This is a genomic window from Gemmatimonadaceae bacterium, assembly GCA_040882285.1.
In the GTDB taxonomy this organism is placed as follows: Bacteria; Gemmatimonadota; Gemmatimonadetes; order Gemmatimonadales; family Gemmatimonadaceae; genus JACDCY01.
In genome coordinates this window covers 1-15,909 of sequence record JBBEBQ010000026.1, presented here as the reverse complement: position 1 = coordinate 15,909, position 15,909 = coordinate 1, and the positions used below count along the sequence as shown (strand labels likewise).

The window sequence follows — 15,909 nt, the reverse complement described above, 5'->3', positions numbered from 1 at the left end:
TGCTATATTGACGCAGCGATTCACCTCCCGCCCGAGGATGTCCCCGACAGCGCCTGCCGCCGAAGTCCGCCCGCCTGATGGCCGCTGGGATTCCGCCTACCACGCTCCGGTGCTGGTGGACGAAGTGCTCGAGACGCTCGCGGGCGCGAGGCTCGTCCTCGACTGCACGCTGGGCGGCGGGGGACACAGCGCGGCTCTCCTCGAGTCGGGCGCCAGCGTAGTGGGGCTCGACCGCGATCCGGCCGCGGTGGAAGCGGCGTGCGAGCGCCTCCGCGGGCTCGAGCGGGGGGCGAGCTTCAAGGCCTACGTCGGCAACTATGCGTCGATATCCTCGCGTCCCGAGATCCGCGACCTGCGCTTCGACGGCATCCTGCTCGACCTCGGAGTCTCGTCGCACCAGATCGACGTGGCGTCGCGCGGCTTCTCGTTCCGCGACGGCGCGCCGCTGGACATGCGGATGGGGGCCGACGCGGTCACCGACGCCGCGACGCTGCTCAACACGCTGGACGAGCGGGAGCTCGCGTGGATCTTCCGCGAGTACGGCGACGAGCCGCGCGCGTTCCGGCTCGCGCGCGAGATCACGCGGCGGCGCACGACGCGTCCGTTCGCGATCAGCGACGACTTCGTGGGCGCGATTCGCGCGGTGCTCGGCCCGCGGAGCGGGGCGCCGGAGTTCGCGCGCCTGTTCCAGGCGGTGCGCATCGCCGTGAACGACGAGCTCCCGGGTCTCGAGCGGGCGCTGCCGGACCTGCGCGACCGGCTGAGCCCCGGCGGCGTGCTCGCGGTCATCGCCTATCACTCCGGCGAGGACCGCATCGTCAAGCACGCGATGCGGGAGTGGAGCCAGGCGTGCACCTGTCCGCCGCTGCTGCCCCGTTGTGAATGCGGCGGCCGGGCAGTCGGGAAAGCGGTGACGAAGCGGGCGATCGTGCCGTCCGCGGCGGAGAGTGCGCGCAATCCGCGCGCGCGGAGCGCCCGGTTGCGGGGATGGCGAAAAGCCGCGTAGCGTTGCGCGGCCGGTCCATGGTCGCGCTGGTGCTCGTCGCGTTCGTGCTGCTCGCGTCGCTGGTGATCTGGCGGCGCAGCGTCGGGATCGCCAGCGCGCGCGAGCTGCGCGAGCTGGGACAGGCGCGGCTGCAGCTCGAGGGCGACCGGGCCCGGCTGGCGCGCGACATCCGCGCGGCGTCGAGCAGGGAGAAGCTGGTGCCGATCGCGGAGCAACGGCTCGGCATGCGGGTACCCTCGGACGATCAGATGATAATTCTCGAGCGGAGGTCGGTTGGCGATACGGCTCCCTAGCCGGACAGGCGTCGTGCACACGGCGCTCCTGCTCTTCGCGCTGGCGCTCGTGGCGCGGGCGGCGCAGGTGCAGCTGCTCGAGCACGACGAGTGGGCGGCGCGGGCCGAGCGGCAGCACTTCGTGTCCGCGTCGCGCCCAGCGACACGCGGCGCGATTCTCGACGCCGCCGGCAACGTGCTGGTCGAGACGCGGGAGCTGCGGCGCCTCAGCATCGCGCCGCGTGAGCTGCGGGACAGAGCAGCGACCGCGCGGCTGCTCACGCGGGCCGGCGTGCCCCGGGAATGGGTGACTCGCGCCGTCGACACGACGCGCAAGTGGGTTCAGCTCCCCGGCGCGTTTCCGCCGGAGCGGGTGGCGGCCCTCATACCGATGCGCGGCGTGCACTCCACGGTGGTGCTGGACCGCGTGTACTCGAATTACGCGGGCATCCGGAAGCTGGTCGGACGCACGGACCCGGCCGGTGGCGCGCTCGACGGCATCGAGCTGGCGATGGATACGCTGCTCCGCGGCGACAGCTCCACCTCGCGCCTGGCGCGCGACCGCAGCGGCCGCGCGATCCCGAATCCGTCGGGCGGCTCCGCGGCCGGCGCCACGGTCGCGCTGACGATCAGCCGCGACCTGCAGGACATCGCCGAGCGCGCTCTGGCGCACGCCGTTGACAGCCTGGACGCGAGCGGCGGCGACATCGTCGTGCTGAATCCGCACAGCGGCGAGGTGCTCGCGCTCGCGAGCAATCGCGCGGACCCGTCCGCGTTCGCCAACACGGCGATCACCGAGCCGTTCGAGCCGGGCTCCACCCTGAAGCCGTTCATCGCGGCGGCGCTGCTCGAGCGGGGCCTCGCGTCACCGGACGAGATGATCGAGACGTTCAACGGCACGATGCAGCTCGAGGGGCGCGTCATCCGCGACATCCACAAGGCGCCGTCGCTGTCTCTCGCCGACGTGATCCGCTTCTCCAGCAACATCGGAATCGTCCGCTTCGCCGATCGGCTCACGCCGCGCGACAAGTACGAGCTCATGCGCGACCTCGGCTTCGGCGCGCCTACCGGCGTCGCGCTGCCGGCCGAAGCATCGGGCACGCTGCGCGAGCCGCGGCGGTGGTCGAGGACGTCGGCGGCCTCGCTGGCCATGGGCTACGAGATTGCGGTGACGCCGCTGCAGCTCGCCACGGCGTACGCCGCGATCGCGAACGGCGGCGAGCTGCTCGAGCCGCAGATAGTGCGCGAGGTGCGCGCCGGGGATCGCGTGCTGTACGCGCGCAAGCGGCGCGTGCTGCGGCGGGTGTTCTCTCCGTCCACCGCCGCCACGATGCAGCGCATGCTGGTCGCGGTGGTGGACAGCGGAACGGCGACGAAAGCGGACCTCGCGAACTTCCTCGTCGGCGGCAAGAGTGGCACGGCCAGACGGACCGAGGGCCGCAGGGGATACGTGCCGGGGAGCTACACGGCGTCGTTCGTCGGCCTCTTCCCGGGCGACCAGCCGCAGTACGTGGTCGTCGTGAAGCTCGACAACCCGAAGGGAGCGATTTACGGCGGCGAGGCAGCCGCACCGGTGAGCCGCGTCGTGCTGCAGGCCGCTCTCGCGGCGCGCGACGCCGCGCTCGACCGCGGCGCGCTCGTCTCCGCGCGCCTTCCGGACGCGCCGCCGCGGGTCGCGCGCGCGGCGGCGGCCGCGGACAGCGCGCCAGGGGCCAAGCGTGTCGTGCGGATCCCGTCAGCCCGGCCGGCGCTGGAGGAGACGCCCGCGCGCCGCGTGATCGTGCGGCTGCCGCACGCTCCCCCCCAGCGCGAGCAGGACGGGAAAGCGCAGCGCGTGGTGCCGGACGTGTCGGGCATGACGCTCCGCGGCGCGATCGGCGCGCTGCATCACGCGGGCCTGCACGTGCGTCTCGTGCCCGGCTCGGCGCTGCAGTCGTATCCGGGCCCGGGGGCGCTCGTCGCGCATGGCAGCGTCGTGACGCTCACGCACCAGCGATGACGATCCGGCTCGGCGCCATCGCCGACGCGTTGCGCGACGCCGGGCTGCTCACGAAGACCACCGGCACTCTGCCGGCGCGGGCTGCCGCGATCACGGAGGACAGCCGCGCGGTCACTCGCGGCTCGATTTTCGTCGCTGTTCGCGGGACCGCCGGCGACGGCCATGATTTTCTCCCGGCGGCGCTGTCCGCGGGCGCCGTGGCCGCGATCGTGGAGGACGAGGCCCGGACAACGCTTCCGTCGCTCGTCGTCAACGATTCGCGCGCCGCGGCGGCCGTCGCGGCCGCGGTCGCGTACGGCCATCCCGCGCGCGAGCTTCGCCTCGTCGCGGTCACCGGCACGAACGGGAAGACGACGACGGCCGCGCTGCTGCGCGCGCTGCTCGACGAGGAGTCCGCGCCGGCCGCGTCGGTCGGCACTCTGGGCGTGCTGCTCGGCGCCGCCGGCGAGCCGAGCCCCGGCGGCGCGGGACTGACCACGCCCGGCCCCGTGGAGCTGCAGCGGGTGCTGCGCGCGCTGGCCGATGCGGGCGTGCGCACCGTGGCGATGGAAGTCTCGTCCCACAGCCTCGATCAGCGCCGGGTTGCCGGGCTGCAGTTCGAAGCGGCGGTGTTCACCAACCTCACGCGCGACCATCTCGATTATCACGGCACGATGGAGAGCTACTTCGTCGCGAAGGCGAAGCTGATCTCTTACATCGCGCCAGGCGGAGTTGCGGTGGTCAACGCGGACGAGGCGGCGTGGGAAGCGCTGCCGCCGGCGCCGAGGGTGTTCAGCTTCGGCCGGCGCGGCGACCTGCGCGTCTTTCCCGTGATCCGGCATTCCCTCGCCGGCGCCGAGTTCGATCTCACCTGCGAAGGCGTCTCGCACCGGGTGGAGCTGCCGCTCGTCGGCGAGTTCAACGTCGAGAACGCGGCGGCCGCCGCGGCCGCCGCGGTGCAGCTCGGCATGCCGTTGCGGCTCGTGGCGGCGCGGCTGTCGGCCGCGCCGCAGGTGCCCGGGCGGCTCGAGATACTCGCCAGAGACCCGGCTATTATTCGTGACTACGCGCACACGCCGGATGCTCTGGAGCGTTTGCTCAAGGCGCTGAAGCCGATGTGCGCGGGGCGGTTGCTCGTCGTCTTCGGGTGCGGCGGCGACCGCGACAGGGGGAAGCGGCCGCTCATGGGGGCGATAGCGTCCGCGCAGGCGGACGTCGCCATAGTCACCAGCGACAATCCTCGAACTGAAGATCCGGAGAAGATCATCGACGACATCGTCGCCGGCATGACCGCGGGTGGGTACGAGCGAATCGAGGACAGGCGGGCCGCCATCGAGCGCGCCATCGAGCTCGCCGACCCGCGCGACGTCGTGGTGATCGCCGGCAAGGGCCACGAGACTTACCAGGTCCGCGGCGCCACGCGCTATCCGTTCGACGAGAAGGAGATCGTGAGCGAGATCCTCGCGCCCAGCCGATGACGGTCGCGTTCTGGACCCTGGATCGCGTCGTCGCCGCGCTGGGCACGGGCCCGGGCGGGCAGTCGCCCGTGCGCGCCGTGTCGACGGACACGCGCACCCTCTCGCACGGCGACATCTTCGTCGCGCTGAAGGGCGAGACGTTCGACGGGCACGATCACCTCGCCGCGGCGGTGGAGCGCGGCGCGGTCGCGGTCGTGGTGTCGCGCCTGCCGCGCGGCGCGGCGCTCGGAGTGCCCGTGTATCAGGTCCCGGACACGCTGGTCGCGCTCGGCCGGCTGGCCGCGTTCTGGAGGAAAGCATGGGGCAAGCCTCTCATCGCGGTCGCCGGGAGCAACGGGAAGACCAGCACGAAGGATCTGCTGCGCGCGGCGCTGGGCTCGCGACTCGCGGTGCACGCGACCACGGGAAATCTGAACAACAGGATCGGGGTGCCGCTCACGCTGCTCTCGATTCCGCGCGATTCCGATATCGCCGTCGTCGAGCTCGGTACCAGCCTGCCGGGCGAGGTCGCGATTCTCCGTGACATCGCGCGGCCCGACATCGCCATGGTCACGAGCGTCGCGGAGGAGCACCTCGAGGGGCTGGGAGATCTCGCCGGCGTGCTGCGCGAGGAAGCCGCGTGCTACGACGGCGCGGAGGTCGGCATCGCGCCGGCGTCGCAGCCGGAGGTCGTGGATGCGGCGCGCGCCCGCGCGCGCTCGGTGGTGAGCGCCGGGCTCGACGAAGGCGATTTTCGCGCCCGCGCCTGGCGGCTCGCGCCCGACGGATTGGGCGAGATAGACGTCGACGGCGTGACCGTGCGCTCGCCGCTCCGCGGGGCGCACAACCTGCGCAACGCCATGCTCGCGCTCGCCGCGGCGCGATCGTGCGGCATCACGATGGAAGACGCCGCGCGCGGGATCGCGGCGATGCCGCAGCCGAAGATGCGCACCGCGTGGGAGCAGCTCGGCAAGGCGACGGTGATCAACGACGCGTACAACTCCAATCCCGGATCGGCGCGGGCCGCCATCGACCTGGTTCGCGCGGCGGACGGCTCGCGGCAGCGCGTGGTCGTGCTCGGCACGATGCGCGAGCTCGGGGCGGGATCGGCGCGGTGCCACGCGGAGATCGCCCGGCTGGCGGTCGATTCCGGCGCGGACGTCGTCGCCGGCATCGGAGAGTTCGCGCCGGCGCTGGAAGGGCTCCCGCCGGGCAGTGCCCGCGTCGTGACGGCCGACGACGTCGAAGCGCTCTGGCCGCGGCTCGAGCCGCTGCTCCGGCCTGATGCGCTCATATTATTGAAGGCCTCGCGCGGTGTCCGGCTCGAGCGCCTGCTACCCTATCTCACTGCGTGGGCGGAGAAATGCTGAACTGGCTGCTGTACCCGCTCTCGAGCGAATACGGGTTCCTGCGGATCTTCAACTACATCAGCTTTCGCGCCGCCGGCGCCGCGATGACCGCGCTCATCACAGCGTTCATCGTCGGTCCCTGGATCCTGCGGCGGCTCTCGCACATGAAGCTCCACCAGGTCGTGCGCGAGGGAACGCCGGCCGCGCACAGCAGCAAGAGCCAGACGCCGACGATGGGCGGCCTGATCATCCTCGTTGCCACCATGGTGCCGACGCTCCTCTGGATGAAGCTCAACAGCCGCTACGTGCTGATTGCGCTCGGCGCGATGACCTGGATGGGCATCATCGGCTTCCTGGACGACTACCTCAAGCTGAAGCAGAAACGGGAAGGGCGCGAGAACAAGGGGATGGTGGAGGCGCAGAAGCTGCTCGGACAGATCGTCCTTGGCTTCGTGATCGGCTATTTCATCTGGAAGTTTCCGATCTCCACGTTGCCGGGTGCTTCCACGACGCTCCCGTTCTACAAGTACATGCTCATCGTCCCCGCGACGCAGGCGCTCGGCTGGCTGTACGTCGCGTTCGTCACTTTCGTTCTCACGGGAACGACGAACGCGGTGAACATCACGGACGGATTGGACGGGCTCGCCGCGGGGCTGACGGCGATCGCGGCGGCGACGTTCGCGCTGTTCGCGTACGTGATCGGCCGGATCGACACGAGCGCGTACCTGCACATCTTCTATCTCCGCGGCGCTGGAGAGCTGACGATCTTCTGCGCGGCGGTGATGGGGGCGTGTATCGGCTTCCTCTGGTTCAACACGAATCCGGCGCAGGTGTTCATGGGCGACACCGGCTCGCTCGCGCTCGGCGGCGCGCTCGGCGCCATCGCGATCCTGCTCAAGTCCGAGTTCGTGCTCCTCATCATCGGCGGCGTGTTCGTGCTGGAGATGCTGTCGGTGATCGTGCAGCGGTACGTCTTCAAGTACCGGAAGCGCCGGTACGGGCTCGAATACGCCAGTAGTCACAGGGTGCTGCGGCGAGCGCCGCTGCACCATCACTTCGAGGAGCGGGGGTGGACCGAGAACCAGGTGGTGGTGCGCTTCTGGATCCTCGGAATTCTCTTCGCGTTCCTCGCCCTGAGCACGCTCAAGGTGCAGTGAGCGGGGACCCGATCGCCGGGATCCCGACGGATGGGGAGATCGCGGTGCTCGGCCTCGCCCGCAGCGGACGCGCCGTTGCGTTGCTGCTCGGGAAGCATGGGCACAAGGTGTACGCGTCCGATGCCTCGTCCGACGCCGGCGCCGCCCGCGCAGCGACTGAATTGTCCGCGGCGGGGATCGCCGCCGAGTCCGGCGGTCACGATCTGGACCGCGTGGGACGCGCGGCAGCGGTGGTGGCGAGCCCGGGAATCCCGCCTTCGGCCCCTCCGCTCGCCGCGGCGCGAGAGCGCGGTGTCCCGATCCTCAGCGAGATCGAAGTCGCGCTGCGCGCGCTCGACCGGTCCCGCGTCATCGCGGTCACCGGCACGAACGGGAAGTCCACGACGACGGCGATGATCGGCGCGATGCTGGCCGGGCTCGGGACCAGCGCCGCCGTCGCCGGCAACATCGGGCGGGCGCTGTCCGAGGTCGCGCTGCCGACTGACGCTCCCGACTGGGTCGCGCTCGAGCTGTCGTCGTTTCAGCTGCACGACACGCCGTCGCTCTCGCCGGCGGTCGGCGTGCTCACCAACCTCTCGCCCGACCATCTCGACCGGTACGCGGGCGTCTCCGAGTACTACGCGGACAAGGAGCTGCTCTTTCGCAACGCGCGCGCCGGCTCGGTGTGGGTGAGCAACGCCGACGATGCCGACAGCGCGCGGATGACGGCGGGCGTGGCGGGCCGGCACGCTCGCTTCTCGCTGTCGAAGCGCGCCGACGCGTGGCTCGATGCCGATGCCGGCGTGCTGCGTCTCGGGGGCGAAGAGCTAATGCCGCGCGGCGATCTGCCGCTGCTCGGGAAGCACAACGTCGCCAACGCGCTCGCGGCTGCGCTGGCGGTGACCGTCGCGGACGCATCCTTCGCCGGACCCGGCCCACGCGAACGGATCGCCCGGGCGTTGCGTAACTTCCAGCCGCTGAGTCATCGTCTCGAGCTGCTGGGAGAGTTCCGCGGGGTGCAATGGATCAACGATTCGAAGGCGACGAACGTGGGCGCCGCGCTGGTGGCGCTGCAGGCGATGGAGCGCCCGACCGTCCTGCTGCTCGGGGGCCGGCACAAGGGCGAGCCGTACGCGCCGCTGGCCGCTGAGATCCGCCGCACGGTGAAGCGCGTGATCGCGTACGGGGAGGCGGCGCCCCTGATCGCCGGCGAGCTGGCGGGCGTGACCGATGTGCGCGCGTCAAGCGATTCATTCGAGGATGTCGTCGCCGAGGCGCGGGAAACGGCGCAGCCGGGCGACGCGGTGCTGCTCTCGCCCGCGTGCTCGAGCTACGACATGTTCTCGAGCTTCGAGGAGCGTGGCGACCGGTTCCGGCAGCTCGCGTTGGCGGGGAGCGGATGAGCGAAGCAGTGGACACCACTTATCGCTGGCGCATCGGCGTCGACGGCCGCGTGCTCGTCGTGCTGATGTGGGTGCTGCTCACCATCGGTCTCGCGACGGTGTACAGCGCCAGCTCGATCACCGCGGATCAGATGGGCCGCGGCCACGCGTTCTTCCTCCTGCGGCAGCTGACCGGAGTCGTCGCCGGGCTCGTCGTGTTCGCGATCGCCGCCAAGGTGGACGCGGAGCGGTGGTACGGCTGGGCGTGGCCGCTGCTGGCGCTGTCGCTGATTCTGCTGACGATAGTGATCCTTCCCGGCACCGAGTCGATCGCGCCGCGGATCAACGGCTCGCGCCGCTTCCTGGTGGGCGGGTCTTTTCAGCCGTCGGAGCTGGGCAAGCTCGCGGTGATCGTGTGGACCGCGATGCTGCTCGTGAAGAAGGGCGACAGGATGCGCCGCCTCACGAAGGGGCTGCTGCCGTTTCTCGTCGTGCTCGCCGCGCTCAACCTGCTGGTCGCGCTCGAGCCCGATCTCTCGGTCGCGCTGATGTACACGCTCATCATGGGAATCGTGCTGTTCGCCGGCGGCGTGCGCATCGGGCATTTCGTCGCCTTGCTCATACTCGTCATCCCGCTCGCGTGGCAGCAGATCGAGCGGCTGAGCTACGTGCTGCTCAGGATGGTGTCCTTCTTCGATCCCGGATCGGGGCTCGCCGAAACTGGATATCAGCAGACGCAGTCGCTCATCGCGGTGGGGTCCGGCGGCGCGCTCGGCGTCGGGTTCGGCGAAGGGCGGCAGCAGTACGGCTTTCTGCCGTACGCCTACGACGACTTCATCGCGGGGAACATCGGCGAGGAGTGGGGCTTCGTGGGCCTGCTGGTCGTGATCGTTGCGTTCATGCTGTACGGGATTCTCGGCTTCCGGATCGCGCGGCTGGCGCGGACGCAGTTCCAGAAGCTCTTGGCGGTCGGCATCACGGCTACCGTCATCATCACCGCGTACCTGCACATCGGCGTCGCCATCGGCATGCTGCCGACGACCGGGCTGACGCTGCCGTTCATCTCGTACGGCCGGTCGAACCTCGTAATGACCATGCTCATGACCGGGATTCTGGTGAACATCGCGAGCACGCACGAGCGCGTGATCGGAGCGGCCGCGACCGACCCGCTCGCGCCGGTTCCGGCTTGAGGGTCTTCGTAGCAGGCGGCGGCACCGGCGGTCATCTCTATCCGGGGCTCGCGATCGCGCGTGCGCTGGTCGCGGCGAATCCGGCAGTTCGGCCGTTCTTCATCGGCGCGCGGCGCGGCGTAGAGAGAGAGGTGCTGCCGAAGACCGGGTTTCCGTTCGTCCTGCTGGACCTGCACCCGCTGTATCGCTCGCAGGTCTGGAAGAGCTGGCGCACCGTGGTCGGCGGCGTGAAAGCGTGGCTGGCCATCGGGCGGCTCGCGCGCGAAGACCGGCCGCGCGTGATCGTCGGGACGGGCGGTTACGCCTCCGTCATCGCGCTCGCGTACGGCGCGGCGCGCGGGATTCCGCTGGTGCTGCAGGAGCAGAACAGCTACCCCGGGATCGCGACGCGCGTGTTCAGCCGCTTCGCGCGGCAGATCCACCTCGGCTTTCCCGAGGCGCGCAAGCATCTGAAGCCGCGCGCGGACGCCATCGTGCTCGAAAGCGGAAACCCCATTCAGCCGCCGCCGGGGATCCGCCCCGCGCGCGACGTGGCGAAGCAGGCATGGGGGTTTCCGGGGAACGCGCGCATCCTGCTCGTGTTCGGCGGCAGCCAGGGCGCTCTCGCCGTCAACGAGGTCGTCGCCGCGTGGGTTCGCGCGGGCGTCCCCGATGGCGTGCACGTGATCTGGGCGACGGGTCGCGGCTCGTTCGACAGGTACGCGCCGCTCGAGAGCGAGCGCGTGCGCGTGCGGGATTACATCGCGCCCATGGAATCCGCGTACGCGGCGGCTGACGTCGCGCTCGCGCGCGCGGGCGCGATGTCCACCGCGGAGCTGGCGGCGTGGGGGATCCCGATGATCCTGGTGCCGCTACCGACCGCGGCCGCCGACCACCAGACGACCAATGCCCGAGCGCTCGAGTCGGCGGGCGCGGCGACCGTGATCGTCCAGCGCGATCTCACTCCGGAGCGGCTCGACGCGGAAGTGCGCGCGGTGTTCGAATCACCGGGGCGGATCGAGCGGATGTCGGACAGCGTGCTCGCCCGTGCCAGACCGCACGCGGCCGACGAGATCGCGGGGAGGATTTTGGAATTGATGGAGCTCGAGTGACGCTGCGCGATACCACTGATCCACGTCCCATCCATTTCATGGGGATCGCCGGCGCGGGCATGTCCGCGCTCGCGGAGCTGTTCGTCATGCGCGGCATCGCGATCACCGGGTGCGATTCCGACGCCGCCGGCGCGGCGCGACTGCAAGCGGGCGGGATGACGGTCGAGGCCGGGCACGATCCCGCCCACGTCGCCAGGGCGCGCGCCGTGGTGGTGACGTCGGCCGTGAGAAAGGACCATCCCGAGCTGCTCCGCGCGAAGGAGCTGGGCATCCCCGTGGTGCGACGCGCCGAAGCGCTGGCCGAAGCCGTGGACGGCAGCGACGTCGTGGCCATCGCCGGCACGCACGGCAAGACGTCCACCACCGTGCTCGCGACCGAGGCGCTCACGTCCGCGGGCCTGGAGCCGACCGGAATAGCGGGCGCGCGCGTGTCCGACTGGGGAGGGAACATCCTCAGCGGCGACGACCGCCTGTTCGTCGTGGAAGCCGACGAGTTCGACCGCTCGTTCCTCGCGCTTCGGCCCACGGTCGCCGTCGTCACGAACATGGAGGCCGATCATCTCGACACGTACTCCGGCCTCGACGACATACGTACCGCGTTCGGGCAGTTCGCCTGCAGGGCGCGGGCGATCGTGGTGTGCGCCGACGACGAAGGCGCGTCGTCCATTCCGCTGCCGGCGACGGCCGAGGTCGTGCGGTACGGGATCGAATCGCCGCACGCGCGGCTCGTTGCGATGGACCTGCGCGAGAGTCCGGCCGGGTCCGTCTTCTACGTGATGTACGACGGCGAGCCGCTCGGCGAGGTCGAGCTGTGCATGCCCGGGCGGCACAACGTCCTGAACGCGCTTGCCGCGATCGGGAGCGGACTGGTGCTCGGCGCGAACTTGGAGCAGATGCGCCCGGGGCTGGCCAAGTGCGTCGGCGCCGACCGGCGGTTCCAGCGCGTGGGGGAAGCGCGCGGCGTCACGGTCGTGGACGATTACGCGCACCATCCCACCGAGATCCGCGCCACGCTCCAGGCGGCGCGCGCGTCCTTTCCGGGCGCGCGGCTGGTGGTCGCGTTCCAGCCGCATCTCTTTACCCGCACGCGTGATTTCGCGCCGCAGTTCGCCGACGCGCTGGCGGGCGCGGACGTGCTCTTCCTCGCGGACATTTATTCCTCGCGCGAGCAGCCGATAGCGGGTGTGACGTCCGCGCTCATTGCGGAGCCGCTGCGGGAGAATGGACGCGCTCCCGCATGGGAGGGCGCGCGTACTTCGCTCGCCGGCGCTCTCGCGTCGGCCGTGCGTCCCGGCGACGTGGTGATCACGGTCGGCGCGGGCGACGTCACGCTGACCGCGCGCGAGCTGCTGGATCTTCTGAGCGCCGGCGAGTGAGCGTTCGCGAGCGGCTGCGGCGCCCGGGGTGGAAGATCATCGGCTTCGTGCTGCTCGTGGTGTTCATCATGCTGACCGCGCGGGCCACCAGCCAGCTCATCGCCGGTCTTTCGTTCTTCCGGGTGCGCGCCGTGGACGTGCGCGGGCTCCGCTACCTCTCGGAGGACGTCGTCGTCGCCCGCCTCCGGTTGGACACGCTCCAGTCCGTCTGGCAGGATCTCTCGATTCTTCGCCGGAGAGTGCTGGGTCATCCGCAGGTCCGCGACGTGTCCATGACGCGCCGGCTTCCCGGAACGCTCGTGGTGACCGTCATCGAGAATCTGCCCGTGGCGCTGCTGTCCGACGGGCGCGGGCTTCGTCCCTACGCGGGAAGCGGCGGGGCCTTGCCGATCGATCCCGCGCGCGCCGGATTGGAGCTGCCGGTGATTTTCACGCCGGATCCTCGACTGCTCTCGGCGCTGGACCGCGTCCGGCGGGAGCAGCCGGCCTTCTTCGCCCGCATCAGTGAGGCGGCGCGGGACCGCGCGGGCGATCTGGTCCTCGGGGTCGATGGATTCAGGGTGCGCGCTCCGCTAGGGGTGTCCGCCGATGGACTGACCGATATCTTTCCCGTAGAATTTGATCTCGCGCGGCGCGGACTTCCGATCGCCGAGCTCGACCTTCGCTATCGCGACCAGGTAATCGCAAGAATTCAATGAATCTCGAGCGCATAGTCGCCGGTCTCGACATAGGATCCGCCAAGACGACCGCCATCATCGGCGAGGCGGTGGGGGAGAGCCGCCGCTCGACGATCAAGATTCTCGGCGTCGGTCAGGCGCGGACCACCGGTCTTCGCCGCGGGATCGTCTCCGACATCGAGGAGACCACGCGCTCCATCAAGAAGGCCATGCAGGACGCCGAGCGGATGGCCGGCGCGCAGGTGGATTCGGTGTATGCCGGGATCGCCGGCGAGCACGTCCGGGCCATGACCAGCAAGGGGATCGTCGCGGTGAACGGCGACGAGATCACCAGGGCCGACGTGGACCGCGCCAACGAAGTCGCGCGCGCGCAGCCCATCCCGCAGGACCGCGAGCTGCTGCACGCGATCCCGCAGGAGTACACGGTCGACAAGAATCAGGGGATCCGCGATCCCGTCGGGATGATCGGCACGCGGCTGGAGACCGAGATGTACCTGGTGACCATCGGCAGCTCGCCGGCGATGAACCTGCGGCGGTCGGTGGAGCGGGCCGGGTATCGCGTGCGCGAGCTGGTGCTCGAGCCGCTGGCGAGCGCGCTCGCCGTGCTGACCGAGGACGAGCGGGAGCTGGGCGTGTCGCTCGTGGAGCTGGGCGCCGGCACGACCGACATCGCGATCTTCCACGAAGGGAAGATCCGGCATCTCGCGACCATCAACTACGGCGGGAACAGCGTCACCAGCGACATCGTGCACGGGCTGGGCGTGACGCAGGCGGACGCGGAGAAGCTGAAGGAGCGGCACGGCTGCGCGTACGAGCCGCTGGTGGATCCGTCGGACGTGATCTCGTTGCCGAGCACTGTGGCGCAGGGTGACAGGCAGATACCGCGGGAGCTGCTGTCGCACATCATCCATCAGCGGATGGACGAGATCTTCAATCTCGTGCAGCAGGAGATCACCGACGCCGGGTACGCAAATCGTTTGAGCGGCGGGCTGGTGATGACCGGCGGCGCGGCGGCTGTTGCTGGAATTGCCGAGCTTGCCGCGGACGTGTTCGGGATGGGTGTGCGCGTGGGCGTGCCGAGCGAGAACATCGGCGGGTTGAGCGATTCGGTGGAGGCGCCGCGGTTTGCGACGGTTGTCGGTCTCGCGATTTACGGCGGGAACAAGGCGGCGGGTGGGAACGTCGGGATGATCAAGCGCCGGCAGATCGGCGGGGCGGGGCTGGAGCGGGTGGCGGGGCGGTTCAAGACCTGGTTCCAGGATTTCTTCTAGCGGTTTGCTCGGCGGGAGTCGGGATTCCGCCGCCGTAAGGTCGACTATGAGCCCAACAAAGTAAACGCTGTGGACTGGCGCACCGATTGGTTAGCACTCCACGACCGTATCGAGGGAGTTGAGCAGTCCCTCGACTTATATCTCCATTCCCTCAAGGTCAGCTCCGAGGACCCATACGGCGTCAGGAAAAAGGTCTTTCGACCTGCGTTTCATTCAATCGTTGGCGCACTCAGAAACTTTCGCTCCTCTCACAGCAAATCGCTGCCGACCAACGCGGCCAACGCCATCGATCGATTTCTAAGCGATAATGCGAACATGATCGAAAGCGCGCAGCTTGATAATTTCGGCCACATGGTGGCATGCGTAACCGCGCTCAGTGGATTCAGGAGTGAGCTGCGCTTTCAGTTAACCGATCGCAGCGCGGCGCTTCTTCGGCTGACAGAGAGGGCTATCGCACATCTGCAGCGAACACTCGTAGCGGATCTGTTTGCTCAGGAGCGCTGGCGCGCGGCTTACGACGCTGGCGAGGTGGCGTGTGAGCGATTGGGAGCAGTTCACCTTCTTCTTCATGGCATCTGGGCGTTCAAGACATCTGCAGCCGGTGAACGTACCGACCTAGTCTACGGCGAACCAGTATCGGAGGACTCGTTATCTGCCGCCGAGGGGTTGGTGCTAACGGAATGGAAGCTCGTTCGGAAGCCGTCGGAGCTTCAGGACAAGCTCTCCGCTGGGGAGGCTCAAGCAGCGCTCTATGCCGCTGGGATCCTCGGAGGAGTCGAACTTGCGGACTCGCGTTTTGTCATCGCGGTGTCTTTAGATCGGCTATCGATGCCGGCCGATGAGATTCGCTCAGGAGTCATTTACCGACGCAGAAACATCGCCATTACACCATCGACGCCTTCGGTCAGCGCAATGAAGTTTCAGGGATCAGTGACCTGACGTTGAGTTGTAACGAGCAGCAGTTTGATTGCGTCAGGACGCGGTAGCATCAGCGACGCTACCAGGCGCCAGGTCTATCTCAAAAGCATTTGCCTAGACTAGCCGTCGTATTCGACACAAATGCTTACCGCGCGGTTGGTGGTGACAGTTTCGAGCGGTTGCGGCTAGATGAGCGGCAGCACTCCGTCCTACCGATGGCGAGCTACGTCGCTGCCATTGAGCTTCTCTCGCATCTCGCCGACCCTGCGGATGAAAGCTTCATGGCTTGCCTTCACGCAACGCGACGGCTCGGCCAACATTGCAGCAGGTGGGATGGTTCGAGCTCGAATATTGAATTCATGCAGCTGGCCGATGCGCAGATCGTCCATCAGTTGTTTGGTCGACGCATCAGTGGGGAAGAAATACGTCCTGAAGGTATCTCGACCATCATCGGCGCGATCGTCGACGACCCGCGACCCGGGACAACTCAACGATTCCGGGAAGGTCTGCTACCGCTGCGCGACGGTATTGCGCGAGAAGAGGCGAGGTTCGGGGACAAGTTGTGGCGGAAAGTCGTCCTATCCTTGGCCCCGGACGCTCGTGACTGGCAGAGCGTAGTGAGATCGCCGAAGCGTGAGCCAATGTTGGCGGCAATCGACGCAGGGCGCGGCCTCGATTTAATCGCTGGAACGATTGTGGATCGCGCGGCTGAGAAGTGCGAACTTAGAATGACAGAGGCGGAGCGTCAAGCTGACGGTAGCCCAATTTAGAGGTCCAGGAATAAGTTGACAGTCCTCGATGCCGCG

At 69.0% G+C, this 15,909-nt stretch carries 14 protein-coding genes; all 14 read left to right on the top strand.

Annotated features, from left to right (window positions below; translation table 11 throughout):
• The first annotated feature begins 37 nt into the window (after positions 1-37).
• The 14 genes from rsmH to WEA80_13125 all read left to right on the top strand — a co-directional run bounded on the left by rsmH (position 38) and on the right by WEA80_13125 (position 15,873).
• Entirely contained in the window at positions 38-1,006 is a 969-nt protein-coding gene (gene rsmH, locus WEA80_13190; GenBank protein MEX1187535.1) for a 16S rRNA (cytosine(1402)-N(4))-methyltransferase RsmH, read from the top strand.
• On the top strand, positions 988-1,299 hold the full coding sequence (locus WEA80_13185; GenBank protein ID MEX1187534.1) for a hypothetical protein: 312 nt from the start codon (positions 988-990) through the stop codon (positions 1,297-1,299). Before rsmH ends, WEA80_13185 begins: the two co-directional genes overlap by 19 nt.
• A 13-nt stretch (positions 1,300-1,312) precedes the next feature.
• A complete protein-coding gene (locus WEA80_13180; GenBank protein ID MEX1187533.1) occupies positions 1,313-3,277 on the top strand; it encodes a penicillin-binding transpeptidase domain-containing protein in 1,965 nt (654 codons plus the stop codon).
• Entirely contained in the window at positions 3,274-4,734 is a 1,461-nt protein-coding gene (locus WEA80_13175; protein ID MEX1187532.1) for a UDP-N-acetylmuramoyl-L-alanyl-D-glutamate--2,6-diaminopimelate ligase, read from the top strand. Before WEA80_13180 ends, WEA80_13175 begins: the two co-directional genes overlap by 4 nt.
• On the top strand, positions 4,731-6,083 hold the full coding sequence (gene murF / locus WEA80_13170; protein MEX1187531.1) for a UDP-N-acetylmuramoyl-tripeptide--D-alanyl-D-alanine ligase: 1,353 nt from the start codon (positions 4,731-4,733) through the stop codon (positions 6,081-6,083). The genes WEA80_13175 and murF overlap by 4 nt, the downstream gene beginning before the upstream one ends.
• Positions 6,077-7,219, top strand: a complete 1,143-nt coding sequence (mraY, locus tag WEA80_13165; GenBank protein MEX1187530.1) for a phospho-N-acetylmuramoyl-pentapeptide-transferase — start codon at positions 6,077-6,079, stop codon at positions 7,217-7,219. Before murF ends, mraY begins: the two co-directional genes overlap by 7 nt.
• The gene (murD, locus tag WEA80_13160) at positions 7,216-8,601 is read left to right on the top strand and encodes a UDP-N-acetylmuramoyl-L-alanine--D-glutamate ligase (protein MEX1187529.1); all 1,386 of its coding nucleotides are present in this window, start codon (positions 7,216-7,218) and stop codon (positions 8,599-8,601) included. The genes mraY and murD overlap by 4 nt, the downstream gene beginning before the upstream one ends.
• Entirely contained in the window at positions 8,598-9,770 is a 1,173-nt protein-coding gene (locus tag WEA80_13155) for a putative peptidoglycan glycosyltransferase FtsW (GenBank protein MEX1187528.1), read from the top strand. Before murD ends, WEA80_13155 begins: the two co-directional genes overlap by 4 nt.
• Positions 9,767-10,861: a UDP-N-acetylglucosamine--N-acetylmuramyl-(pentapeptide) pyrophosphoryl-undecaprenol N-acetylglucosamine transferase gene (locus WEA80_13150; protein ID MEX1187527.1), complete on the top strand. Its 1,095-nt coding sequence runs from the start codon at positions 9,767-9,769 to the stop codon at positions 10,859-10,861. Before WEA80_13155 ends, WEA80_13150 begins: the two co-directional genes overlap by 4 nt.
• Positions 10,858-12,237 carry a UDP-N-acetylmuramate--L-alanine ligase gene (gene murC, locus WEA80_13145; protein ID MEX1187526.1) on the top strand — a complete coding sequence of 460 codons (1,380 nt, stop codon included), beginning with the start codon at positions 10,858-10,860 and terminating at the stop codon, positions 12,235-12,237. The genes WEA80_13150 and murC overlap by 4 nt, the downstream gene beginning before the upstream one ends.
• Positions 12,234-12,935, top strand: a complete 702-nt coding sequence (locus WEA80_13140; protein ID MEX1187525.1) for an FtsQ-type POTRA domain-containing protein — start codon at positions 12,234-12,236, stop codon at positions 12,933-12,935. Before murC ends, WEA80_13140 begins: the two co-directional genes overlap by 4 nt.
• Positions 12,932-14,185 carry a cell division protein FtsA gene (gene ftsA, locus WEA80_13135; protein ID MEX1187524.1) on the top strand — a complete coding sequence of 418 codons (1,254 nt, stop codon included), beginning with the start codon at positions 12,932-12,934 and terminating at the stop codon, positions 14,183-14,185. Before WEA80_13140 ends, ftsA begins: the two co-directional genes overlap by 4 nt.
• A 69-nt stretch (positions 14,186-14,254) precedes the next feature.
• Positions 14,255-15,124, top strand: coding sequence for a hypothetical protein (locus WEA80_13130; GenBank protein MEX1187523.1), 870 nt, complete (start codon positions 14,255-14,257; stop codon positions 15,122-15,124).
• 194 nt (positions 15,125-15,318) lie between these two features.
• Positions 15,319-15,873, top strand: a complete 555-nt coding sequence (locus tag WEA80_13125; protein MEX1187522.1) for a hypothetical protein — start codon at positions 15,319-15,321, stop codon at positions 15,871-15,873.
• Positions 15,874-15,909 lie beyond the last annotated feature (36 nt).

What these genes read in the sequence shown, in the direction of transcription:
- rsmH (MEX1187535.1), top strand. Translation starts at nt 38, where the DNA reads ATGTCCCCGACAGCGCCTGCCGCCGAAGTCCGCCCGCCTGATGGCCGC.
- WEA80_13185 (MEX1187534.1), top strand. Translation starts at nt 988, where the DNA reads ATGGCGAAAAGCCGCGTAGCGTTGCGCGGCCGGTCCATGGTCGCGCTG.
- WEA80_13175 (MEX1187532.1), top strand. Translation starts at nt 3,274, where the DNA reads ATGACGATCCGGCTCGGCGCCATCGCCGACGCGTTGCGCGACGCCGGG.
- murF (MEX1187531.1), top strand. Translation starts at nt 4,731, where the DNA reads ATGACGGTCGCGTTCTGGACCCTGGATCGCGTCGTCGCCGCGCTGGGC.
- mraY (MEX1187530.1), top strand. Translation starts at nt 6,077, where the DNA reads ATGCTGAACTGGCTGCTGTACCCGCTCTCGAGCGAATACGGGTTCCTG.
- WEA80_13155 (MEX1187528.1), top strand. Translation starts at nt 8,598, where the DNA reads ATGAGCGAAGCAGTGGACACCACTTATCGCTGGCGCATCGGCGTCGAC.
- ftsA (MEX1187524.1), top strand. Translation starts at nt 12,932, where the DNA reads ATGAATCTCGAGCGCATAGTCGCCGGTCTCGACATAGGATCCGCCAAG.
- WEA80_13125 (MEX1187522.1), top strand. Translation starts at nt 15,319, where the DNA reads ATGGCGAGCTACGTCGCTGCCATTGAGCTTCTCTCGCATCTCGCCGAC.